Annotated in this window: 22 protein-coding genes and 1 tRNA gene; 10 read left to right on the top strand and 13 right to left on the bottom strand. The window is 63.0% G+C overall.

Going from position 1 to position 21455, the window contains the following annotated elements:
• Window positions 1–3: 3 nt before the first annotated feature.
• From VNH11_27600 to VNH11_27625, 6 genes are all read right to left on the bottom strand, one after another.
• The gene (locus tag VNH11_27600; GenBank protein HVA50162.1) at window positions 4–1092 is read right to left on the bottom strand and encodes a hypothetical protein; all 1089 of its coding nucleotides are present in this window, start codon (window positions 1090–1092) and stop codon (window positions 4–6) included.
• Window positions 1093–1104: 12 nt separating this feature from the next.
• Window positions 1105–1332, bottom strand: a complete 228-nt coding sequence (locus tag VNH11_27605) for a carbon storage regulator (GenBank protein ID HVA50163.1) — start codon at window positions 1330–1332, stop codon at window positions 1105–1107.
• A gap of 426 nt (window positions 1333–1758) precedes the next feature.
• On the bottom strand, window positions 1759–2064 hold the full coding sequence (locus tag VNH11_27610; protein ID HVA50164.1) for a helix-turn-helix domain-containing protein: 306 nt from the start codon (window positions 2062–2064) through the stop codon (window positions 1759–1761).
• Between the two features lie 201 nt (window positions 2065–2265).
• A complete protein-coding gene (locus VNH11_27615) occupies window positions 2266–3654 on the bottom strand; it encodes a hypothetical protein (protein HVA50165.1) in 1389 nt (462 codons plus the stop codon).
• 280 nt (window positions 3655–3934) lie between these two features.
• Window positions 3935–5449 carry a hypothetical protein gene (locus VNH11_27620; protein HVA50166.1) on the bottom strand — a complete coding sequence of 505 codons (1515 nt, stop codon included), beginning with the start codon at window positions 5447–5449 and terminating at the stop codon, window positions 3935–3937.
• 127 nt (window positions 5450–5576) lie between these two features.
• A tRNA-Pro gene (locus VNH11_27625) sits at window positions 5577–5651 on the bottom strand.
• 200 nt (window positions 5652–5851) lie between these two features.
• Between VNH11_27625 and VNH11_27630 the strand changes: the two genes are divergently transcribed.
• Window positions 5852–7180, top strand: a complete 1329-nt coding sequence (locus VNH11_27630) for a DUF1559 domain-containing protein (GenBank protein ID HVA50167.1) — start codon at window positions 5852–5854, stop codon at window positions 7178–7180.
• Window positions 7181–7284: 104 nt separating this feature from the next.
• On the opposite strand, the gene VNH11_27635 is transcribed toward VNH11_27630, so the two are convergent.
• A complete protein-coding gene (locus tag VNH11_27635; protein HVA50168.1) occupies window positions 7285–8679 on the bottom strand; it encodes a hypothetical protein in 1395 nt (464 codons plus the stop codon).
• A 125-nt stretch (window positions 8680–8804) separates the two neighbouring features.
• On the opposite strand from VNH11_27635, the gene VNH11_27640 reads away from it, so the two are divergent.
• The 5 genes from VNH11_27640 (at window position 8805) to VNH11_27660 (ending at window position 13082) form a co-directional block, all read left to right on the top strand.
• Window positions 8805–10019: an argininosuccinate synthase gene (locus tag VNH11_27640; protein HVA50169.1), complete on the top strand. Its 1215-nt coding sequence runs from the start codon at window positions 8805–8807 to the stop codon at window positions 10017–10019.
• 158 nt (window positions 10020–10177) lie between these two features.
• Window positions 10178–10615 carry a hypothetical protein gene (locus VNH11_27645; GenBank protein ID HVA50170.1) on the top strand — a complete coding sequence of 146 codons (438 nt, stop codon included), beginning with the start codon at window positions 10178–10180 and terminating at the stop codon, window positions 10613–10615.
• A 229-nt stretch (window positions 10616–10844) separates the two neighbouring features.
• Complete coding sequence (locus VNH11_27650; protein HVA50171.1) at window positions 10845–11858, top strand: hypothetical protein; 1014 nt, start codon at window positions 10845–10847, stop codon at window positions 11856–11858.
• Window positions 11859–11890: 32 nt separating this feature from the next.
• Entirely contained in the window at window positions 11891–12436 is a 546-nt protein-coding gene (locus VNH11_27655; protein ID HVA50172.1) for an inorganic diphosphatase, read from the top strand.
• Window positions 12437–12443: 7 nt separating this feature from the next.
• A complete protein-coding gene (locus VNH11_27660; protein HVA50173.1) occupies window positions 12444–13082 on the top strand; it encodes a histidine phosphatase family protein in 639 nt (212 codons plus the stop codon).
• 8 nt (window positions 13083–13090) lie between these two features.
• Here the strand turns inward: VNH11_27660 and VNH11_27665 are convergent, their stop codons facing one another.
• Window positions 13091–14140 carry a hypothetical protein gene (locus tag VNH11_27665; protein HVA50174.1) on the bottom strand — a complete coding sequence of 350 codons (1050 nt, stop codon included), beginning with the start codon at window positions 14138–14140 and terminating at the stop codon, window positions 13091–13093.
• A 223-nt stretch (window positions 14141–14363) separates the two neighbouring features.
• Between VNH11_27665 and VNH11_27670 the strand changes: the two genes are divergently transcribed.
• Both VNH11_27670 and VNH11_27675 read left to right on the top strand, forming a co-directional pair.
• Window positions 14364–15074, top strand: coding sequence for a hypothetical protein (locus VNH11_27670; protein HVA50175.1), 711 nt, complete (start codon window positions 14364–14366; stop codon window positions 15072–15074).
• A 102-nt stretch (window positions 15075–15176) separates the two neighbouring features.
• Complete coding sequence (locus VNH11_27675) at window positions 15177–15623, top strand: hypothetical protein (protein ID HVA50176.1); 447 nt, start codon at window positions 15177–15179, stop codon at window positions 15621–15623.
• 211 nt (window positions 15624–15834) lie between these two features.
• Here the strand turns inward: VNH11_27675 and VNH11_27680 are convergent, their stop codons facing one another.
• The 5 genes from VNH11_27680 to VNH11_27700 form a co-directional block, all read right to left on the bottom strand.
• Window positions 15835–16107, bottom strand: coding sequence for a hypothetical protein (locus tag VNH11_27680; protein ID HVA50177.1), 273 nt, complete (start codon window positions 16105–16107; stop codon window positions 15835–15837).
• Complete coding sequence (locus VNH11_27685) at window positions 16097–17335, bottom strand: FAD-binding oxidoreductase (GenBank protein ID HVA50178.1); 1239 nt, start codon at window positions 17333–17335, stop codon at window positions 16097–16099. The genes VNH11_27680 and VNH11_27685 overlap by 11 nt, the downstream gene beginning before the upstream one ends.
• A complete protein-coding gene (locus VNH11_27690) occupies window positions 17332–18165 on the bottom strand; it encodes a hypothetical protein (protein ID HVA50179.1) in 834 nt (277 codons plus the stop codon). The genes VNH11_27685 and VNH11_27690 overlap by 4 nt, the downstream gene beginning before the upstream one ends.
• 100 nt (window positions 18166–18265) lie before the next feature.
• Window positions 18266–18565: a DUF2283 domain-containing protein gene (locus VNH11_27695; protein ID HVA50180.1), complete on the bottom strand. Its 300-nt coding sequence runs from the start codon at window positions 18563–18565 to the stop codon at window positions 18266–18268.
• A gap of 8 nt (window positions 18566–18573) precedes the next feature.
• Complete coding sequence (locus tag VNH11_27700; protein ID HVA50181.1) at window positions 18574–18822, bottom strand: DUF4258 domain-containing protein; 249 nt, start codon at window positions 18820–18822, stop codon at window positions 18574–18576.
• Window positions 18823–19296: 474 nt separating this feature from the next.
• On the opposite strand from VNH11_27700, the gene VNH11_27705 reads away from it, so the two are divergent.
• Both VNH11_27705 and VNH11_27710 read left to right on the top strand, forming a co-directional pair.
• On the top strand, window positions 19297–20274 hold the full coding sequence (locus VNH11_27705) for a D-glycerate dehydrogenase (GenBank protein HVA50182.1): 978 nt from the start codon (window positions 19297–19299) through the stop codon (window positions 20272–20274).
• Window positions 20275–20451: 177 nt separating this feature from the next.
• Entirely contained in the window at window positions 20452–21105 is a 654-nt protein-coding gene (locus VNH11_27710) for a metallophosphoesterase family protein (GenBank protein HVA50183.1), read from the top strand.
• The last annotated feature ends 350 nt before the right edge of the window (window positions 21106–21455 follow it).

The following is a 21455-nucleotide window of genomic DNA, read 5'->3' on the forward strand; positions in this document are numbered from 1 at the left end:
GCTTCACCTTTTTGGCCGGTCCGGCTTTGGAAACCGCCCCTCGTCCGGCACGACGCCGAGCGACCGTTCGAGCTCCTTGATTCGCGGGATTCGGTAGAACTGCACGGCGCTCTTTTGTTCGCTCCAAAGGCCATGCTCGCGCAGCCTGGCCTCCCCGCAGGTGGCGAGCTGCTTTTTAATTGCGCCGCAAAGCGTCGCCCATCGTGCGGTGCTTTCGAGCACGCTTTCAAACTGGGCGCGAGATAACGGCCCGCGGACCGCTAGCAAGGCGAAGCTGTCCGGTAGCCAAGGGCAGTCATCCTTCCGGCCGTACTTTCCTTCGATGCGATCGCGTTGGCGAAGGAACTCAACGCCATCGGCCGTCGCGTCAACGTTCCCCTGTCCTGAATTTCCTTCGACGTTCCCGGAACGTTCTGGAACGTTAGGAACGTTAGAAGAGATCTTACTACCAGGAACGTTAGGAACGTAGGAACGTTCCAACAACTTCCGTGCCGTTGGCTGACTGGTGGCGCGTCGCCTGGCCTCGATTCGCGCCGCAAGTGCTTTTGCTTCCGCGTCTTCGGCCGGCGGAACTTTTTCTTCGCACGGCCCGCGCGGCTGCGCACTCGCGGTGCGCACCGGCGGCGCGCACTCGCGGTGCGCACCATCGGTGCGCACCGCCGGTGCGCACTCCTGGTGCGCGTCCGATACCACGTCGAAACAACGCCTTTCGTGGTCGCGCTTCAGCTCAAACAGCGTTTGCTGTGCATCGGACGGGGCGCCGCGCCGCATGCCGACTTTGAACTCGCCGCTCAGCCGGCCGGCCGGCAGTGCGGCGAGCCCGGCCTTCTCCAGCCGGCGTAGCGCCTTGCGGATGTTGCTGGCCGAATTGCCCGGACCGCTGAACTCCGTCCCGAGGCAAGATAGCGATGTGCTGACGATGCCCGGTTCACCATGGCATGCTCGCCAAAAGTGAATGAACAGGCGGCCGGCGAGAGTCTCGCGGCCGGCCGCGTCGGGCCACAGCCTGGCGTCGCGCAGGATCTGCTGCGCGTCGTGCTCGAGCGGATCGACGACGGGAAGGCCGTCCGGGTTGAACAAGGCGACGTCCATGCCGGCGGACTCCTATGCTGTTATGGCCTCGGACGGCCGCGGCGGCCGGCCATGGACTTCCGCCCGCGCGATCACCACATCGGCCGGTGCGCGGATTCTCAACCGGGTCCGGTCCGGCAGTATCTCGACGACCTGCACCACGGCCACGACGCGCCCCTCAACCTCGATCACGACTTCTTCGCTTTGGCGACGCGAAACAACGAGGCCGCCGTTCGGCAGGCCCGGACTTAGAAAGTCCATCGTCAAAAACCCTCCATGCTTGGGAACGCCCGCTTCTCACAAGGCCCCGCTGCCCCCGACAAACCTACGGCTCCGTGTCGTCGAGCTTCTGGTCGACCAGGCGTCGGCGGTGGGCCGCCGAGACGACGGCCGGCGGCGGCGCGACGGATTTCGAAGGCGACGTTGCTCGCCGGCAGAAAGCCAGGCACGCGGCGGCAAACTTGCTCGCCCGGTAGATCGATCACGCGCAGTGCGGACGGCGCCGGCCGCAAGTGGCCCGGCTGAGCGTAAGGGCCGCTGGCGCTTACTCGCCGCCATTCGTGTTTTCGGCTATGATACATTTGCTCGGTTTTCGCCGCGGGCCGGCGCCCCGTCAGGGAGCCGGCCCGCGGCTTTTATGCTGGCTTCCAATGCCCGCTTCTCACGGCGCCCCGCTGCCCCACAAACCTACAGCCCCATGTCGTCGAGCTCCTGGTCGACCAGGCGTCGGCGGTGGGCCGGCGCGACGGCGGCCGGCGGCGGCGCGACGGCCTGCGGCTGCTGGGCCGCCAGCCAATCGAGCACGTCGCGACCGCGGACCCGCCAGACCTTGCCGATGCGTGTCGCCGGCAGGCGCAGCAGCTCGCCGCCGACCGCCACGCCGTGGCGTAGGTGCCGCTCCACCGTGCGCGGCGAAACACGCAGCGCGTTGGCGAGCTGAGCGATGCTGTAGAGCCCGTCCGGCTCGATGGCCGGTACCCGGCCAGGTCGCACGTCGATCAAACTCGAAACTCCAAGGTCTGTTGCCCGGAGTTTGAGTTTCCACGCGCTCGAAGCGCCCACTAATTCGCTGAACTAGGCGGTGCCCGATTGACCCCAAAAACCGCTGGAAATACGTGATTTCTGAGCGCAAAAAAATGGCCCGGCTTGCTGGCCGGGCCCTTGACACGGGTCTGCGCCCACAAAATCCGCGAATTAGTGGGCGCGTCGTTTCTTGCGAGTGGCCTTGTCGACGATGTTTTTGACGGTCCCCCTCGGCATTTGCCCGAATGCATTGCCCAGGTCCGCGAAGTTCTTGTATTCGCCGGTCTGCCAGGCCTCAACGATTCGGCGGTTGCGCTCTTGCTTCGCGGCGTCGACCGGCCGTCCGCGTTTGCGACGTCGATTGTGTTCGAGCATTGCCTCGGCCGCCGGGGGGAGCAACCCGGCAGCGCTGCTGTTTGCATGCGCTTCGCCCTTTGACTCGGCGGCGATCGCCGGCGCCGCGGCCATTGTTCCGCTGGTGCGAACTACCGACCGGCGGCTCCGTGCAACAAGGCCAACGGCCTTACGGTATGCGGACGCCTTTCCGCGCGGTGGGGCCGGCAAAACGCAATCGAGAAACCACAGTACGGCACACGGCGTCGCGTCCATTAGTTCGGACGTAGCCGGCCTTGCCCGTGCCTTGTCGCGGAATTTCCACGCGAGCGGCGACTTAGGCACCCACATCCTTGCACCCTTCATCACCACGCCGCGGCGTCCCCAGCAGCCTCTCAGTTTTCCCTGTTTCGCTGTGCTCGGCGCGTCCCCGATCTCGCGAATTGCTTCCAAGAGCCAGCCGTCAAACGCGTCGAGCAGCCCAAGCTCCCGCGCCCTACATCGCAACGGGCTAAGGGTCACCGGCGCATCAAACGGATTCCCTTCGATGTTCCGCACACGTTCAAGGGCCTTGTTCCGCGTTGCATGCTCCGCAAAACGAAGCATGTTGGACTTCACCTTCTCGGCGCCAAAGCGGTCTCGCCCTTGGCCGAATTCCCCAGCGCCGATGCGCTGCGCCGATGACTTCGATATGCCCAACTCCGTAGCGACGTCGACTATCCGTTTGCCTTCAGCAAGCATGGACCTTGCCACGTCCGATTGGCGAACGCGGCTTGCGTAACGCTCTTGCCAGCCGGCATCGTCGCCGAACAGGCGGTCCCACGCGGCCGAATTCTTCGGGACGTTTCTCCCAGCCTCGGCCTCGGCGATTGCATCGACGAGGGCTTGGCGGCAAGTAGCATCCCGTTGCCACCGTTTGAACGTCGAACGCGAAATGCGTGCGGCGTCGCAAATGGCGTTCGGCGTCAACTCGTCGCGCATTTTCACGACCCATTCTGGGACGATCAGCCAAGTTTCAGGCCCGGGGGCGCCGTAGTGCCAACCAACGAACTCTGCCGTTTGCTCAGGCGGGAAGGATCCGTCCGAGAACCACGAGTCATAGTGCGACCGCTGCCCCGGCTGGAGAATTTCGCGCATCACGGCCCCAAAATCCCACGCTTTCGTTGCCGCCTTGATGTCCGAATCGCTGGCCAGGTTGACGTCTGGTGGTAGGTCGGCGCCGGCCAAGAACCAGGCACGGAAGTATGGGACGTTTCTGAAACGGCGAAGCATCCTTCGTGCGGCGTCCCTTTCCGCCGTCGTTCGCAGCACTTTTAACGTCGCCTCATGGCCGCCGCCGGAGGCGCCGGCAAGCAGCTCTCGTTGCGCGAGTGCTCGACTGGGAAGCACAAGAAGTGTTTTCCCGTCGCCCTGGTAAACGCCGTAGCAAATTCGCGCGCCGGTCTCTTTGGTCCGCACGGTTCCCTCCTATCCGATCTGCCGCGCGATTTCGGCGGCCTTGTCGAAGTCACGTTGGGCCTTGGCCTTCTTGTCGAGATACCGCTCCGTCGTGCGGGCGTCGGTGTGGCCCAGCGCGGCGCGGGCCGCGTCGATGCCGAACTGGCTTTCCACTTCGTCGGCCGCGCTGTGCCTGAGCTGATGCAAGTGCCAGTACGGCGAGCCCACCGATTCGAACCAGGCCCGCTTGGGCGTCCAACAGTAAACCGTCGTTGCTTTCTTCGCCCCCCTTGCGTTTCCGCTTCGGTTTGGGCGGCAGCTTGTGTCCGCGTGACTCGGCCAGCTTGCACAACGCCCGTTTGAGCGCACGGGCCAGGGCGCCGTGATCGTACGGTTTGCCGGCCCGACAGGACCGCCCCATGCGATCGTGGCCGAAACAGTAATCGTCGGCGTCGCGGTCCAGGTACGGCCGCAAAACCCCTTGCGCCTCGCGGCCGATGTACAAGCGGCGCTCCAGCCCCTTGTGTTCCGTCTTGTGGCCTTCGACCTTGAAATACCAGACTTCGCCGGCGTCCGGCTCGCCGGTCGGCGCCGTCTGGGCCTGCGCCGCCTGCCCCGTCTGCCCCGCCTTGAAACGGGCGATCGACAGGATGTCTGGCGATTCGCCGTCGCCGTCGGCGGCCGGCGGCGGTGGCGACGGTGGCGACGGCGACGCATCGACCAGCCGACGACAACGGCCGTCGGCGCTCACGACCATCAAATCCCGCGGCCGCAAGGCCAGCGGCTCGCTGGGCCGGCAGCAGGTCAGGCGGATGAAGCGCAGCACGTCGGCCGCCAGCTCCGGCAGGAAGGGGAGCGTCTGGTCGACGATGTCGTCGGGCACGGGGGGCACTTTTTGGCTGGGCCTGGCCCGCGTCCGCCCATCGATGAGATTCTTGACCAGCATCAGGGCGCCGGCCACGGATTCGGGTACCAGCTTATTCTCTCCGCCCCAGCGGAACATTTCACGGACTTGCCGTACCCGTTCGTTGACCGTGCTGACACAGCTTTGCCGTTCGTCGATGAGCATGTCGCGATACATTTTTAGTTTCACCTGGTCGAACAGCGCGACCGGCAGGTCGCCGAACATGCGGCGCAGATACTTGAGCGAGGTGCGGATGTTGAGGGCCTCGCTGGTCAGCTCGCCGCGCTTGCGAAAGTGTTCGAGCACGTGCTGTTTCCAGTAGGCCAAGATCAAGTCGCTCACGAGGGCCGGCTCGCCCGACGCGGGGCGCGTGAGGGTTGCTGTCAATGGGGCGGGCTGCGGGCCGGCCGGGCCGAGGGCGGCGGCGCGTCGGGTGAGCTCGTCCTGGAATTTTTTGCGGGCCTCGGGCGTGCCTTTGCGATCGGCCCATTCGGCCAGCTTTTCCAGGTAAGCCGTCCAGGCCGCGGCGGTGCCCTTCCAGGCGGCCCAGCGGGCCAGCTCGGCGTGATACTTCTCTCGGGCCTCGTCGCTGCCGTAGGTGCCGAGATAAATTCGTTGGCTGTCGAATTGAATCCAGGCGCCGCCGGTGGCCTTGTGTTTTTTGAATTTCGGAACGCGCACAGTGCTCTCCTCGCTTTGGAAGCGCGTCAAAATTTGACGCGCTTCCGCAGGCAAGGCCACACTGCCGCTTTCGGGCAGGCGGGCTGCACGCAACGTAACGTGAGCCATTGGCCGTAGTTGTGAAAAATCGGGGCGACAGGATTCGAACCTGCGACCTTCTGGTCCCAAACCAGACGCGCTAGCCAGACTGCGCCACGCCCCGCTCATTTCGAGATCGTCTTCATCGTATCGGCTGGCGGGCGGGCGGGCAATCCCAACGTATCCCTCAAACTAGCTGTTTTGTTCGGTATTTCCGTGTTTGCCAAGCTGCACTTTTTTCTGGACAGAACCCCGCCGGTCTGATATGCTTAGCGACTTGGGGCGTCATTATTTTTCTTCCTCTTTAACGGATGGATGTGTGCTATGAGAGAAACAGTCAGTCGAACGCGGCCTCAGCCGCACAGGCAGTCCAGTGGTTTCACACTGGTCGAGTTGTTGGTGGTCATCGCCATCATCGGAATTTTGATCGCACTGCTGCTGCCCGCCGTTCAGGCGGCCCGCGAGGCGGCACGCCGCAGCCAGTGCAACAACAACCTGAAGCAGATCGGGTTGGGGCTGCAGACCTATGCCGACATCAACAAGAGTTTTCCCTACGATGCCTTGTGGGGCCAGTATCCCTTCACCACGTTTCAGACCCCGGCCCCGACCGCGGCTACCCCGGAACTGTACTTCCATTACCCGTGGAGTTTCATGATCCTGCCGCAGATCGAACAGGTTCCGCTCTATAACGCGGTCAACAAGCGGCTGGCGATCTGGAACCAAAGCCAGCAGTACGGCACGGGCGGCGTTTCGACGGTCATCCCGCCGCAGTATTTTGGCTACACCCAGTCTCAGCAGATTCCGCCCTACCGTTGCCCGTCTGACGGCACGTTCACCGGGCCGGGCGATCTGCCGTTGTTGAGCATGTGGATGAATTACGCCGGCAGCCAAGGGGTGGGCTTCTATCAGACCAGGGCGCGGAACGGCAACTGGGCCGAAGGCCAGTCGGCGGCCCCCTTAGGGACCAAGGGAATGTTCACCTTTAACGAGCCTTCCAACTTCGGCTCCATCAAAGACGGCACCTCCAATACCATTGCCGTGGCCGAGGTGACGGCGTGCAGCGTGGCGGCGCCCACCGCTCAAGGCTTAGCCACTTTCAATACGAACCCCGCTTCGGACTTGGTCTTTACGGCCGCGTCCGGAGCCGGCAACAGCGAGCCGGTTCCCCAGCTTTGGAACATCCCCGGCCAGGCCGTGACGTGGTCGCCGCCGGCCCTTGCCCAGGGTGGGACGGGCAAGCAACGGTCCAATCTTCAAAACGCGGTCGGCTCCGGCGTTTATGTTCCGATGATCTTCCGTTCGCCGATGGTCGCCTTCACGGAAAGCCTGACCGGCAGCGGCCCTTGCGGATATAGCATTGCCAACGGTGGGGTCTACAACGGGGCGCTGGGAGCCGGTTGCGGCGCCGGGGGCGGCGGTTTTGACCTGACCGGCACCGTGGGGCCTTCGACGCTCTATGGCCTCGCGCCGCTGTATAACGCCCTGTACAGCCCGAACTCCAACTGGCCCGGTCCGGACAGCAACCATCCTGGTATCGTGCTGGCCGTTTTTGCCGATGGCCATACCCAACAGATCCAGAACAGTATCACGTTCCTCATCTGGGCGAGCATAAACACTCGCCAAGGCAGTGAAGCGATCAGCGGCGACTTCTAGTCGCGAGAGCGTTCACAAACATTTTCCGCCGGTCTTTTTGCGGCGGCTGCCACAACGGTGGCAGCCGCCTTTTTTTGCCGTAGCGAGTCCCTCTTGGACGGAACTCACCACTTCGTCAAGGGCATGAAGAGCGACGCGTCGTCATGCCACATGTCCACTTGGCGGTAGGTCAGCGCGGCACAAACCAACAGGCAAAGGGCGGCGGAAAGCGCGAGTATTCCAGGGCGATGCCAACGAACAGCCAGTTCCCATCCGCCCCAGCACACGCCGATCAGCAGGCCGATCATCGGCAGATACATGTAGCGGTCGGCGTTCGGCTGCGCGCCGGCCTGCAGCAGGCCAATCACCGGCAGCAGCGAGATCAAGAACCAAAACCAACCGACGGTCAAATAGGGGCGAGAGGCGCGCAGCCGCCATACGGCGACGGTGATCAACGTCAGCAGCACGGTGGCAGCGACCGATTTGCACATCGGCAGGCCCGCGCCGGGGTGGCGATAATACACGGTAAGTTCTACGGGCCAAAAAGTTTGCCGCAGGTAAGTGACATAGCTCACCGGCACGAACCACAACCGGTCGGCCCACGACAACGACTGCCTGAAAGCCCATCCGGCGCCCTCGCTCTGGGCGAGCAACGCGACGGCGGCCGAAGCGTCGTCGCCGAGCAGTTCGCGAACGCGGGCCCCCATCTCGCTTTGGGCGAACAAGGTCATGGCGGCCGAAGCCGCGCTGGCTAAGAAAAACGGCAGCTTTTCCACTACGCGCAGTCGTCGGCTTAGCCCGGTCCGGACGCCGTCTCGTTCGGCCGGCGCACGCCGCGCCAGCGGCCAAACGTCCAAGAGCAACAGCAACAGGGGCAAGGTTACGCCCATGGGCTTCGCCATCAGGCTGAGAACAAACAGCACCAGCGCCGCGGCATAGGCCCATACGGCCGAGCGCCGCGCATAGACGCTCCAAGCCAGCAGGCACAGCAGCAAGAACAAGGTACTGAGCACGTCTTTCCGTTCGGTGACCCAGGCCACCGACTCGACGTGCAGGGGATGCAGCGCGAAGAATGCGGCCGCGCAGGCGCTGCGGCCGATGGCCCCCGTCCATCGCCGCAGCAGCCAATAGAGCGCGAGCGTATTGGCGACATGGAGGGCCAGATTGGTGGCATGAAAACCGGCCGGGTTGAGGCCGAACAGCTCATAATCGAGCTCCAGCGACAGCCACGTCAGCGGATGCCAATTGGCGACGGCCGTGGTGGTGAAGGCCCAGTAGACGGAGCCGCGGCTCAGCCCCCTTTGCACCCAGATGTTTTGCGTCACGTAGTAGGGGTCGTCGAGGTTGACGAAACCGTTCTTCACCACGTTTTGGTAACATGCCAGGGTGCCGATGGCCAAAGCGAGGCAGACGAGAAGCTCGATGTGAGGACGCAAGCGCATGGCCAGGGCGGCCAAGCGATTCGCGCGCAAGCCTGGCCCGGCGTGTTCAGGAGGCCGCTGCTGGAACGGTTGAGGCATATCGGAATGATAAGTTGGCGGCGGGCATCCGTCACGGTCTCACGCCGAAATCGCTTCATTCTTGCCCGTCGATCGTTTATCTTATCTGTGGATTCAACAGCCACCTTTTTTGAATTCGGAACATCATGCCAAGCTGCGTTCTCGCTTATTCCGGCGGACTCGATACCTCGGTCATCTTGGGTTGGCTTCAAGACCAGGGTTATCAGGTCCACGCCGTCTACGTCGATCTCGGCCAGCCGTGCGAAGACCGTCAGGCCATTTTGAACAAGGCCCGGCAGTGCGGGGCCAAATCGGCCCGCATCGTCGACGTCAAGGAAGAGCTGTGCCGCGACTTCGCCTTTCCGGTGTTGCAATGGCAGGCGAAATACGAGGGCGTTTATCTGCTGGGCACGTCGATTGCCCGGCCGCTGATCGCCAAGGCGTGTTTGCAAGTGGGCCGCGAAGTGGGCGCCGACGCCTTCGCCCACGGGGCCACCGGCAAGGGCAACGATCAGTGCCGCTTTCAGCTTGCCGCCGAGGCGCTGGAGCCGGCCGTCGAGGTGATCGCTCCCTGGCGGCGGGCGGACTTTCGCAAACTCTTTCCCGGCCGCAAGGAGATGATCGCTTATTGCGAGGAGAAGGCGATTCCCGTCAAAGCCTCGGCCGCCAAGCCCTACAGCTCCGACGAGAATTGCCTGCACATCAGCTACGAGGCGGGCAAGCTCGAAGACCTTACCGTCAACGGCGTGGAACTGGTCGACTTCGGCATGACCGTCTCGCCGCGGCAGGCGCCCGACAAGATCGAGCCGGTGACGATCGCCTTCGAGTCGGGCCTGCCGGTCAGCGTCAACGGCCGGCGAATGAACGCCTATGAAATCGTGGCCGAGTTGAACGCCATCGGCGGCCGCAACGGCGTGGGCCGCGTCGATATGGTCGAGAACCGCTTCGTGGGCATGAAGAGCCGCGGCGTCTACGAGGCGCCCGGCATGACGCTGCTTTACGACGCCCATCGGGTGATCGAGCAGATCACGCTCGACCGCGACCTGATGCACCTCCGCGACCGGCTGGCTCCCGAAGTGGCCGAGATGGTCTACTACGGCTTCTGGTATCACGCCAAGATGGACGCCCTTTTGGCTTTCATTCGCGAGGCCCAGCGGCCGGTGACGGGCGAAGTGACGCTCCATCTTTACAAGGGCAACATCACCGTGGCGGGCCGCACCAGCCCGCGCAGCCTTTACGACGAGGGGATCGCCAGCATGGAGGGCGGCGGCAGCTACAATCAGACGGATGCCGAAGGCTTTTTGCGCATTCAGGGGCTGCCCGGCAGAGTGCAAGGGCGGATCAATCGCCGCAGTTATTGAAAACACGAGGTTGGTCAGGCGTTCCGGCCTGGGAAGCCTCACCTACGCATACGGCAGCGCGTCGATGCAGGTCTAGTTCGTCCAATTGGCAAAACAGCGCTGGCCATGCTGCGGGCCGCTAAGCTAGAGTATTGGAAATGCCCCGAGCCTATCGCCCCATGCAAGCCGATCGCGCCAAGCTCCGTCCCGTCATTGGCGACTCCGCGACGAAACTGGGCGTGCGTGCGCGAGACCTTAAGCCCGATGCGGACGGAAACGCCAGGCCGGACGCCGGCGGCGTATCGGTGGTTTCATCCATCGCCGGGATCCGTCGCCGACTCGCGAAGCGCCTATTTAGCCCCAGCATGCTTCCGCAACGGCTTAGCGACTTGGGCAAAGTGCCCGGCGCCAACGGGCCGAACTCGCTTCATTTGTTTCGCCTTGGCGAGGGCGACTTTATATCGGGCACGATCACCGAACAGATCGCTCTCAAACCTGACCGCGACGATCACGGCACATTGCAACCGGCGTTTGTGATGCCGTACGAAAGTTATAGGCAGGCGATTATCGATACGCGGGACCTCTGGTGCAGCGGGGAGGGCGACGATGATAGCTAGCACAAATTCGGCGGTCATCTATGCCGTCTGGTTACAGAAGATTGTCGACGCGCACGTCAGGAAAACGTGGGACGAAGAGCGGTCGGATCTCGAAGCGGAGGAAGACGATCGATTTAACGACCTGTGGCGCGACCTGGACGAGTGCCGGCAGGATCGCCTCTGGGGACTTTCTTCCGATCTAAACACGCTTCGCGATCGAGAGACGTGGGTAGATGCCGACTGGCCGCCAATGACTCCCAAGGCGTTGGCACATGAACAAGCGGAAGCCTTTCACAACAAGGAGTGGGACCGGCTGTTGACGAGCCTGCGGCGCCCACCTCGATTCTTGCCCCGCGCACGGGTGGACTACATGCGCGGCCGTGCATGGATGGAAATGGGACATCCTGAAATTGGCCTGCTGTTTCTCGACAACGCGGCGCGGCTGGAGCCGGAGAATCCTACTTATCCGATGCTGGTCCTTGAGTGCCTCAAGGCGATGTCGGCGTGGGAGGAGTTGCATCAACGCGCCGAAGCGCATTTGAGAAACGATGGAACGCAGCCGCGACTGCTGTTACGGATCGCCGACGCTCTTCACCTCTATGCGACTGCGACCGCAACGCCCGAGTTTTATCAGCGTGCGATTGAAGTCGTCGATCGCGGACTTGAACAACTGCGTGCCAGCGACGTTCGTGAAGCGCTGGCAGCGGTGGTTGCCGCGGCATTCGCCACGAAGGCACTTTGTCTACAGCGGCTGGCGAAAGCTGACGACGCCCTGGTGGTCTTCGATGCCGCCATCCAAGAGTATCCTGAGAGCTCCGTCCTGTTGACTGCCCGTGGGTTGCTCAAACAACAGTTAGGGCGCAACGACGCGATCGAAGATTTCGAGCAAGCGGTCCACCTGGGCACTCCGGTCGTTTGGCCCTATATGGAACTTGCCCGGAATGCGCTGCACGACGCGCAGTGGCAAAGGGCCGTCAGTTTCTGCCGGCTTGGCATCTGGCGGTCTGGTCAGCCCTCCATCACGGCAGCCCTTTTCGATCTACTGGCGATTGCGCAATGCGAGCGCGGTGATTCGATGGCGGAAGTACGAAGCGCATTCGACATGGCCCGCGATCTTGACCCCTTGAGTGAAGAAATACGCTCGCATTTCGATACCTTTAATGAACGGAGCATGGCGGGCGCGAAACGCGACTGGAAGATCAGTTCCAAGGCGCCTCCTACCGCCATCAACGACGTCTACGACGAGTTGCGCGTTGCAGCGTGACTTGTTGCCCACGGCTCGACCTGAGAAACTGCATGCACTCTTGGCACGACATCTATCTCGACGACGAGGTGATCGAGAAATCGTTCCCCGTCGTCATCGAAGTTCCCTCGGGGAGCAAGAACAAATACGAGCTGGATAAGACCACCGGCTTTTTGCGGCTCGACCGCGTGCTTTACAGCTCGGTGCATTACCCGGCCAACTATGGTTTCATTCCCCGCACGTTCTGCGACGACGGCGACCCGCTCGACGCGCTGGTGCTGGGCCAGGAGCCGGTCCACCCGCTGACGATCGTCGATTCGCGGGCCATCGGCGTCATGCGGATGCGCGACGACAAGGGCATCGACGACAAGATCATCGCCGTCAGCGTCCACGACCCCGCCGTCAGCGACTATTACGACCACAAGCAGCTTCCCGAACACACGCTCCGCGAAGTCAAACGCTTCTTTCAGGACTACAAGATCCTGGAGAACAAGCAGGTGGTGATCGACGATTTCATGGGGCCGGAAGACGCCACGCGGATCATTCTGGAAGCCCTCGACCTCTATAAAAAGCTCCGCCGCGGCGAGTTGACCCCGTGAGGCAACTATGATTCTCTATTGCGTGCGTCACGGCGAAAGCACGTTCAACGTCGAGGGGCGGCTGCAAGGCCAGTCCAACGAGCCGCGGCTTTCGCCCTTGGGCCTCAAGCACGCCCAGGCGCTGCTCGCCGCACTGGGCCAGCTTGAAATCGACGCCATCTACTCCAGCCCGCTGGCACGGGCACGCGAAACGGCGCAGCCGCTGGCCGATGCGCTGCGGCTGCCGATCGAATACGACGACCGCCTGAAGGAAATCGACATCGGTGTTTTTCAAGGCACGCTGGCCGCCGAGCTGAGCGACCGTTTTCCCGAAGAGGCGGCCCGTTGGCGCTCGCAAGACCCGGACTATCGCATACCCGGCGGCGAATCGCGTCGCGACTTGATGCAGCGGGCCGAGGCCGCCTTTGAGGCGATTCACGCGGCGGGGCACGCTCAGGTGGCGGTCGTGGCTCACGGCGGCGTGCTGGCCGCGGCGCTCAAGGCGTTGATCGGCGTGCCCGCCGAGCGCAATCCCTTTATGCTCTACAACGGCTCGATCAGCATGATCGAGTGGACCAGCCAGATCAAGCTGATGACGCTCAACCAGATCGACCACTTGCGTGCCGCCGACTGCGCCTTGGCCACGCGCACGGGCGATCTGGCGTAGTCCACGGCCTACCGACCCCGTAGCGGCTGCATCAACAGGTAGGGCCGCATCCACGTCACCAGCGTCGCGTGCTGCCAATAGGGCAGCATGCCGTGCTGCTTGCCGACATAGGCGGCGCTCCACGCCAAATCGAGCCGCGACGCGTCCGGCAAGCGGTTGACGGCAACCGGCCCGGTGCGGCCCAATGCTCGCACCGGGCTGCGGGGGTTAAACAGGTAGTGATAAACTCGCAGTGCCCGGTCGGAAGGGTTGACAAACGCCAGCGTCCGCTCGGTCTGCGACAACACGCGCCCGTACCTCCGGCCCGGCAGCAGCGAATCATTGTGGATCGCCGCGCCCGTCATCACCAACCGGATCTTGCGCGGCGGCCGGGCACGTGGCGGAAGCTGGTAGCGGTCCAGCTTGCCGCCCGCCAACAACTCCAGCGCGCCTGCCGCGATACTGGCCCCGAAGCTCGATCCGACCAGCGAAATCGGCGTTTCCGCATCGAGCCGGTCGATGAGCGCCGCCATCCGGAAGGCCGACGGATCGACGCGCGTGAACTTGAGCTTGGCGTCGGGCAGCCGTCGTCCAGGCACGGGATCCGAAGGCCACGACCAGATCACGAACCGTAGCGACACCTCGTCGGCGTTCCGCGACACCAGACGCTGATAGGCATACCAGCCGGTCTGCAGCGTCTCGGCGTGGGTGTAGTAATTGCCGACGATGAAAAAACACGTCACCATGCCGGCAGGCTGACGGGCGAACGCGGCAAAGTCGCTGCGCGACCAGCCGGTGCCGGGCACGAACCGCTGATAGCGAAGCTGCCGCACGCTTTCGTCCGCCGTCGACGGGCAAAGTCCGCGGCTGTCGATCGACCAGACTTCGTCTTGCGGCCGCACGCGATGGGCCGGCGACGCGGGCGCGCAGGGGGGCGCGCACAGGGGCGGCGGCGCGCTTTCCGCGCCGTCCGCCGCGGCCGCGCCGGGCGGCAGGAAAGCCCAAGCGAGCAAGATTGCCGGGAGCAGGTTCCGGTAATACAACCCGGCACGCGCTGCCCGCTGACAAGGATAGGCCACAGAGGTGCGAAACTTTCAGGTTCAGACAGTTTTTCTCAACATCATTATTGTAACTCTACCACACGGCAAGGTGCAGCCGGGGACGGGGGAGTTTTGATTGTCATGACCGATGGGGGCGGGCGGTACGGAATAACCTGAATGCCAAATTCCTGGTGAACGGATTTACCGCGGGCCACCGCTTGCCGTATCATGGCGATCGACGGCCCCATTTAGGACAAGGACGATGCCAAAGAAGCGATCAGCCAACAAGCAGAACCGGACACTTTTCCAGGCGGAGGCGATCGAAGCGGCGACGGTGGCCTCGCCGACCTACCAACCGCTGCCTTCCGTCTGGCAGGGCGACGACGCCGAGTTGCTGGAAAAGATGCTTTGCTTCTACCCGAAGAAGCCACCCCGCGACATTCTGGACGCGACGGTGAACAAACGCCGTTTCTGGCGCTCCAGCCGGCGCAAGATCGTCGGCATGGACATCAATCCGGCATACGGGCCGGATATTTTAGCCGACAACACGGACATGCCCTGCGATGACGAGTCGTTTGACGTCGTGGTCTACGACCCGCCCCACATCCCCAATCAGGGTCAGGACAAGTCGAAGGATTTCCAGGACCGATTTGGTCTGGTGGTCAAATCGCCGGTGGAGCGGGGTTACAACTTGACCCACACGTTCAGGCCGTTCCTGGCGGAAGCGTACCGCGTCCTGCGGCCGAATGGCGTCCTGTTCTGCAAGATCGCCGATTACGTGCATGGCCACCGGTATCAATGGGCCCACATCGAAGTCGTGAACGCGGCCGCCGAAATCGGCTTTACGCCGTGCGATTGCATCATCAAGGTGCGGCAAGGGCCGATTACCGACCCCCGCTGGAAAAAGGCCCATCATGCGCGACGGCATCACTGCTATTGGCTCGTGTTTCGCAAATCGAACAAGTGCGAGTGAGCGGCTATTCGGCGAGCTTCTGCTTCCATTCGTCAGCATGATGCAGTGCTCGATTTTTAGTCGCTGGACCTGACATTTTCCGTCGGCGCCGTCGAAATGCACGTGAAACAGGACCTGCTCTCCGTCCTTTACGTCGAAGGCCAGGCTCTTGCGGCCTTCTCTTCTCCCGACGGGTACCGCTTTGCAGCCCCGCATGCGCTGGAGCAGCGATACGGGTACGTCAACCAGTTGATAGTCGATCTCGTCGCCGCTCCAGACGGCGCGCAGCATCAGGATCCCCTCATAACGGCTCAAATGGGCCAATGCGTGGTCGATAAGCGCTCTCGACGACCATTGGCCGGTCTCGGTCGTGCAGAGCTTCGTGATGCTCACCAAGCCTTTGCGCGTGCCTTTGCCAGTCTCGGTCTTCAAAGACAGGCGTGTGTCGCAGACCTTTATGTCTGCCCTTGGGCTGTTTGGGTTCTCCAATACCACTTCTTCACGCGACCAGCCCGAGTGGAGAAAGGCGCGCTCGACGAGAGACTCAAAGTAGATTCCCTGCGGCGGTAGTCGCGGATAAACCTTGTGATGCGTCGTGATCCAGTCCCGAAGCCGTTCCAGGAAGTCCGTCCTGAAAAGTGATCTGTGGCTGCCCGGCATCCATGCCTACCTTTCCCTTCCTTTGGAGAAGGGCGGCAGGCTAGCTGAACCCAGGCATCAGGGCAACGCCAAGTGGCACCCACCGGACGTCAAATCCAAGGTAGGATTCGCGGCCCGCACGTCAAACGACGGTGATCGCGAGACACACCAGTTCGCATTCTCTGCCGAGCAGGCGATGCGTCAAGTGGTACCACTGCCCTCGACGCTTGGCCACTTCTTCGATCGGCTGTTGCGTTTCCACATGGACAACCACGTATCGCTTGTCATCAATTTCCGGATCTTCTCCGGTATCAACGGTAATCTGGCCAAGAAACAGCTCCGAGGCGATTGTGACAAGTTCCGGCATCCTGCCAACCGCAATCGCGAACCGCGGCTCGTTCTCGTCACACGCCATACACGAACCTCCCCGGATTCAACAGCCCCTTCGGATCGAACTGCTCCTTCACGGCGCGCATCAGGGCCGCGTCGCCGGGGGCGTTGCCCCAGGTGGCCTGGCGCGTCAGCTCCCCGGCCGCACACGACAAAACGACCAGCCCGCCCCCGGCCGCCACGGCCGCGGGCTGAAGTTGCTGCACGATCACCCTCGCCGCGTCCCCGGCCGAGAATTCCGCCAGACTCGCGATGATCGTGCCGTTGCCGGCGTGCGCCTGAAGCGACGCCCGCGGCTCGATCCGCACCAGCAGTTGCATAAACGACGTCACGGCGCTCGGCCGCAGATGGGCCTTGAGCACCAGCGGCGCGCTCTGCGCCGAAAACTCGGTGAGCCGCCGCCACAGATTCGCGGCCATCTCATCGCGATGGTCCGCCGCGACCTCCACGGCTTGCTCGCGCCATTCGCGACCCAACTGCTCGATCTGCCAATCGACCTCCAACTTGCTCCCTTCGAAGCCAACCAACAATTGCCCGACCGCCGAGTCGTCACCACCGTCCCCCGCGTTTTCTTGCCAATACGGCCCGCGCAGCAACTCGATGGCGACCGGCATGGTGCGCGAGGTGACCAGCCCGGCCAGCAGTCGCTCGGCAGCGTCCCAGTCGGCCGGGCGACACTCGATAAACGCCGTCGCTTCGCACCCCGGACGGACTTTGAGCGTCACCTGGCTGATGACGGCCAACGTGCCCAGCGACCCCGTGAGCAGCTTGCAAAGATCGTAGCCGGCGACGTTTTTCACCACCCGCCCGCCGGCCTTGAACGGCGTGCCGCGGCCATCGACGGCGCTGATGCCGATCACGTAGTCGCGCAGCGTGCCGTAGCCATAGCGGCGCGGCCCGCTGAAGTTCGTGGCGATCAGGCCGCCCAGCGTCGCCCGGTCGGACTGGGCCGCATCGACCGGCAACCGTTGCCCCTCCCGCGCCAACTCGGCGGCCAGCACGCTCATCGTGATGCCGGCTTCGACCGTGATCGTCATGTCGCGCGCGGGGTAATCGACGATCCGGTTCAGACCGGTCAGTCGCACTCCCAGCCCCTTTTGCTTGGGCGGCACACCGTAGCCGAGGCTGGTGCCGCCACCGATGGGGTACAGCGGCGTGTCGGAACCGAACGCCGCCCGAACCTGCTCCACCAGCTCGCTCTGCGTGGCCGGCTCAACCGTGGCCGTGAGCGGCAAAACTTCGCCGGCCGTCATGATCGAGCATCCGATTCACGCGCGTCGGCCAGTGATGCCGGCGCCGGCTTGCCCACGTGCTCGTGCGTCCGCAAATGCTCGGCGCAGTATTCGTAGCTTCCCTCGCACTTCGTGCAGTAGCGGAAATCCATTCTGGGGTGGCTGCGTTCGGTGGCGCCGCAAATGGCGCAGCGGTGAAACGGCTTGTCGGGCCGCGCCAGCAGCCGGGCGTTCCATTCCATGCGCCGCTTGTGATGATAGGCCCGCAACAATATCTCGTGGCCGAAGAACAAAAAAAAGTTCGCCACCGCGGCCAGCACCATCGCCTTCTGCGGCCACGGCGCAAGGGCCACGGTGGAGCCGAAGCCCAGCCAGGTGAGCAAGGCCAGCCATTTGATTTGCACCGGCAGAATGAAAAACAACACGATGACGAAGCCGGGATAGAGATAGGCGAAGGCCAAAAACACCGAGCTGTCGATAAAAGCGTTCGTCAGCGCCTGATCGGGAAAAAGCCAGCCGGCAACGTAGGTGCCCAACGTGGCGATCAGGATATAGAGGTTGAAGCGGAAGTCGCCCCAATGGGCCTCGAGCGTCGTGCCCATCAAATAGAACAAATAGGCCCCGAAGAAAAAGAACAGCGGGTGGTCAGTGACGGGCATGAAGAAGAACGTGCCCAGCCGCCAGAACTCGCCCTGCTTGACCAGCGACATTTGCAGCGGAATTTTGGCGAACTGTTCGGGCAGGGACCAATGCACCGCGAGCCCGACGCACTGCGCAACGACCAGCAGCGTCGTCAGGTTTTTGACGGCGAACCCGCCGAAGCGTCGTTCGAGTTGGTCGAAGAGGCTCATGACGCCCCTATTGGAAAGCAGAAGCCTCGTGCTGGCAAGTAGGGCCGCTCAGACGGTCGGCTTTCGCAGTTCGTTGTTTGCCGAGGCTGCCGTGCCGGTGCTATGTCAGAACCAGCGCGGGCGGCGCAGACGATTTGACGAAATTCTTGAAGGACTGGCGCTGGGATGCGTCGAGCCGATTGGCTAGTTCCATGACCTGCGAGATTTGCACCGGGGCCAGGATCTCAATGCCCACAAGCTGCCCATCGTGGTCGAAATCAATCAGCAGCACCGATTCGACGACTTCTTCGGTCCGAGCCACCTGCTTGTCGGAGATGCGAAGGTACGCGGCTTGGAGCGATCCGTCTTCACGGGCCTGTACGCTCAGCCCCAGTCCCGACGTCTGGTAAACTATCGACATGGCTGAACCTATTTCGTAATCTGCTGCCAGTAGGTGGTAACGACCTTGATCTTGTCCCCTAACTCTTCAACGATGACAACCAGCCGACGGTTCGGAGGAAAATCGCGTTCGAGCCGCTGAGTGTATTGCGTGTTCCCCGCCTTTTTTGTGGTCGGTTGCCGAATGGTGTTGGCGACCTGATTGCGGCTCACCGCCCTCGCAGCCATTTGCGCGTCAGCGTGGGCAGTGAACTCGATTTGTTTTTGGGATGCAGCCACGGACCCACCCTACGCGGTTGGCAGTCCCGCCTGGCCGTGCCCGTTCGCGAGGTCTTCAAGCCATGCCACGCGCATGTCGTTTCCGATTGCGGTCCAATCCGCCCAGAGAGCCAAGTTATCCGCCTCATTTCCGTTCGGCGAATAATTGTACTCGTTCAGAAACCCGCCGAAATCGACCAGTCGGCCAACTCCCTCCAGAAAAGACGGACGTGCGAAGAGAAACGAACTTAGACCACCCATGGGACGACAGCGCACTTATCGGATGAATTGAGGTCTCTAATAAATCCTACACGCCCAGGCTGCCGCTGAAAATAGCCATCAAAGGAATCGGCCCAAGAATCGCCGATCTGGAAAAGCGAAAAACCATGCCGGAATAACCAGCCTATCGCCCCTCGCGCCCCCTTGGCTACAACAACGGGCCTTCGAGCGGTAGAATCGAAAATCGAAAATCCAAAATCGCGACAAGGACCAACCATGTCTCGCCCCAAAGTCTTCGTCACACGCATCATTCCCGCCGCCGGCCTCGATCGCATTCGGGCCGCCTGCGACGCCGACATTTGGCCCGAACAGCTCCCGCCGCCCGGAGACGTGTTGCTGGAGCGAATTCGCGGCTGCGAGGGAGCGCTCACGCTGTTGACCGACAAGATCGACGCCGAAGTCATGGACGCCGCCGGCCCGCAACTCAAGGTCATCAGCAATTACGCGGTGGGCTTCAACAACGTCGATCTGGCCGAAGCCACGCGCCGCGGCATCCGCGTGGGCAATACGCCCGGCGTGCTCACCGAAGCCACCGCCGACCTGGCCTTCGCCCTGTTGATCTCCGCCGCGCGGCACGTGGTGGCCGGGCACCGCTACGTGCTCGCCGGTCAGTGGAAAACGTGGGAGCCGCTGGGGCACATCGGCCAAGACCTGTGGGGCAAAACGATCGGCATCGTCGGCATGGGCCGCATCGGCCACGCCATGGCCAAAAAGTGCCACGGCGGCTGGGACATGCGCGTGCTCTATCACGACATGCACCGCAATGAGGCCGCCGAACGCGACTTCGAAGCCGAACAAGTCGATTTCGACACGCTGCTCGCCGAGTCGGATTTCGTCTCGGTGCATGCCGATTTGAACGCCACGACCGACGGCATGTTCAACGCGGCCGCCTTCAAGAAAATGAAGCCCACGGCCGTGTTCGTGAACAGTGCCCGCGGACCGCTGCACGCGCAGACCGACCTCTACGCGGCGTTGAAGAACGGCGACATTTTCGCGGCCGGCCTCGACGTGACCGACCCCGAACCGCCGGCCGTCGACGATCCGCTGCTGTCGCTGCCGAACGTCGTGATCGCCCCGCACATCGCCAGCGCCACGGTCTCCAGCCGCGACGGCATGGCCGAAATCGCCGCCGACAATCTGTTGTTGGGGCTGGAAGGGAAACCGCTGCGGGCGTGGGTGAACAGGCCGGCGTAGGGTGGGACCAGCGAGCTTGCGAGCGCCGGCCCACCATTTTGGATTTTGGATTTTGGATTCAAAGCGACGGCGCATGCAGTGCATAAGGCGTCCGACTATGCGAACAAAGCTTCGAAAATGGGGTAACGGGGCAGCGAGGACGGTTTTGGCAAACCCGCCGGCGCGGAGCTTTGGTAGATGCCCGGCCGACTGATTGCCCTCGGCGACATTCACGGTTGCACGCTGGCCCTCCGCGCGCTGCTCGACGCCATCGACCCGCAGCCCGACGACACCCTCGTCACCCTGGGCGATTACGTCGACCGCGGCCCCGACAGCAAGGGCACGCTCGACGAGCTGATCGCGCTGGCCGGCCGCTGCCGGCTGGTGCCCGTGCTGGGCAACCACGACGAAATGCTGCTTTACGCGCGTGGACGCAAGGACGATCTGCGGTTCTGGCTCGAATGCGGCGGGCAGGCCACGCTCGATTCCTACGGCCAGAACGCGCGGCCCGACGCCGTGCCGCCCGAGCACTGGGATTTCCTCCGCTCCTGCCGGCGATACTTCGAAACCGAGACTCATTTTTTCGTGCATGCCAACTACCGGCCCGAGCTGCCGCTCGACGCGCAGGACGACCGCACGTTGCGCTGGCTCCCGCTGCACGCCTCTCTGCCCGGCCCGCACGTCTCCGGCAAAATCGCCGTCGTCGGCCACACGCCGCAGGAGGACGTGCTCGACCTGGGTCACCTGATCGACGTCGACACGGGCTGCTGCTACGGCGGCTGGCTGACGGCCCTCGACCTGACCAGCGGCCGCCGTTGGCAGGCCGCCGAGTCAGGGCAATTGAGGGAGTAGGGTTCGGGACGGGTGGCTGGGGCAGAGCCTGGCCCGTTAAAAAATTGGCCTTGCGATGGTTTCGTTGTTATACCGATTTTGTTCCGCCACGACGGGGCTTGCCCCTCGTTGTTCTACACAAGTCCGACGCCGCGTCGCGCGCGTTGCGTTTCCCAGTCCCGTAGGGACGATAGAGTTTAGCCGTGGGCTTGCGCCTTAAGTTTAGCCAACTTTTCTACGGACGTTGGCGGCTGTTTGGTCGGAAAATCTGCGATCTGAGCAATGGGAGGCGAGCCTGCGTAGGGCTTTCGTGGGCGCGGTAAGGAGCCGCGCCGCTAATTCACGGAGGTGTCATCGATGTCGCAGAGAGA

The organism is Pirellulales bacterium, assembly GCA_035533075.1.
Taxonomy (GTDB): Bacteria; Planctomycetota; Planctomycetia; order Pirellulales; family JAICIG01; genus DASSFG01.

Bases quoted from the DNA above. Each gene is read 5' to 3' on its own strand.
- VNH11_27605 (HVA50163.1), bottom strand. From the start codon at position 1,332: ATGGACTTTCTAAGTCCGGGCCTGCCGAACGGCGGCCTCGTTGTTTCG.
- VNH11_27660 (HVA50173.1), top strand. From the start codon at position 12,444: ATGATTCTCTATTGCGTGCGTCACGGCGAAAGCACGTTCAACGTCGAG.
- VNH11_27645 (HVA50170.1), top strand. From the start codon at position 10,178: ATGCAAGCCGATCGCGCCAAGCTCCGTCCCGTCATTGGCGACTCCGCG.
- VNH11_27710 (HVA50183.1), top strand. From the start codon at position 20,452: ATGCCCGGCCGACTGATTGCCCTCGGCGACATTCACGGTTGCACGCTG.
- VNH11_27690 (HVA50179.1), bottom strand. From the start codon at position 18,165: ATGAGCCTCTTCGACCAACTCGAACGACGCTTCGGCGGGTTCGCCGTC.
- VNH11_27600 (HVA50162.1), bottom strand. From the start codon at position 1,092: ATGGACGTCGCCTTGTTCAACCCGGACGGCCTTCCCGTCGTCGATCCG.
- VNH11_27680 (HVA50177.1), bottom strand. From the start codon at position 16,107: ATGGCGTGTGACGAGAACGAGCCGCGGTTCGCGATTGCGGTTGGCAGG.
- VNH11_27685 (HVA50178.1), bottom strand. From the start codon at position 17,335: ATGACGGCCGGCGAAGTTTTGCCGCTCACGGCCACGGTTGAGCCGGCC.
- VNH11_27655 (HVA50172.1), top strand. From the start codon at position 11,891: ATGCACTCTTGGCACGACATCTATCTCGACGACGAGGTGATCGAGAAA.
- VNH11_27650 (HVA50171.1), top strand. From the start codon at position 10,845: ATGACTCCCAAGGCGTTGGCACATGAACAAGCGGAAGCCTTTCACAAC.
- VNH11_27630 (HVA50167.1), top strand. From the start codon at position 5,852: ATGAGAGAAACAGTCAGTCGAACGCGGCCTCAGCCGCACAGGCAGTCC.
- VNH11_27705 (HVA50182.1), top strand. From the start codon at position 19,297: ATGTCTCGCCCCAAAGTCTTCGTCACACGCATCATTCCCGCCGCCGGC.
- VNH11_27635 (HVA50168.1), bottom strand. From the start codon at position 8,679: ATGCCTCAACCGTTCCAGCAGCGGCCTCCTGAACACGCCGGGCCAGGC.
- VNH11_27670 (HVA50175.1), top strand. From the start codon at position 14,364: ATGCCAAAGAAGCGATCAGCCAACAAGCAGAACCGGACACTTTTCCAG.
- VNH11_27695 (HVA50180.1), bottom strand. From the start codon at position 18,565: ATGTCGATAGTTTACCAGACGTCGGGACTGGGGCTGAGCGTACAGGCC.
- VNH11_27640 (HVA50169.1), top strand. From the start codon at position 8,805: ATGCCAAGCTGCGTTCTCGCTTATTCCGGCGGACTCGATACCTCGGTC.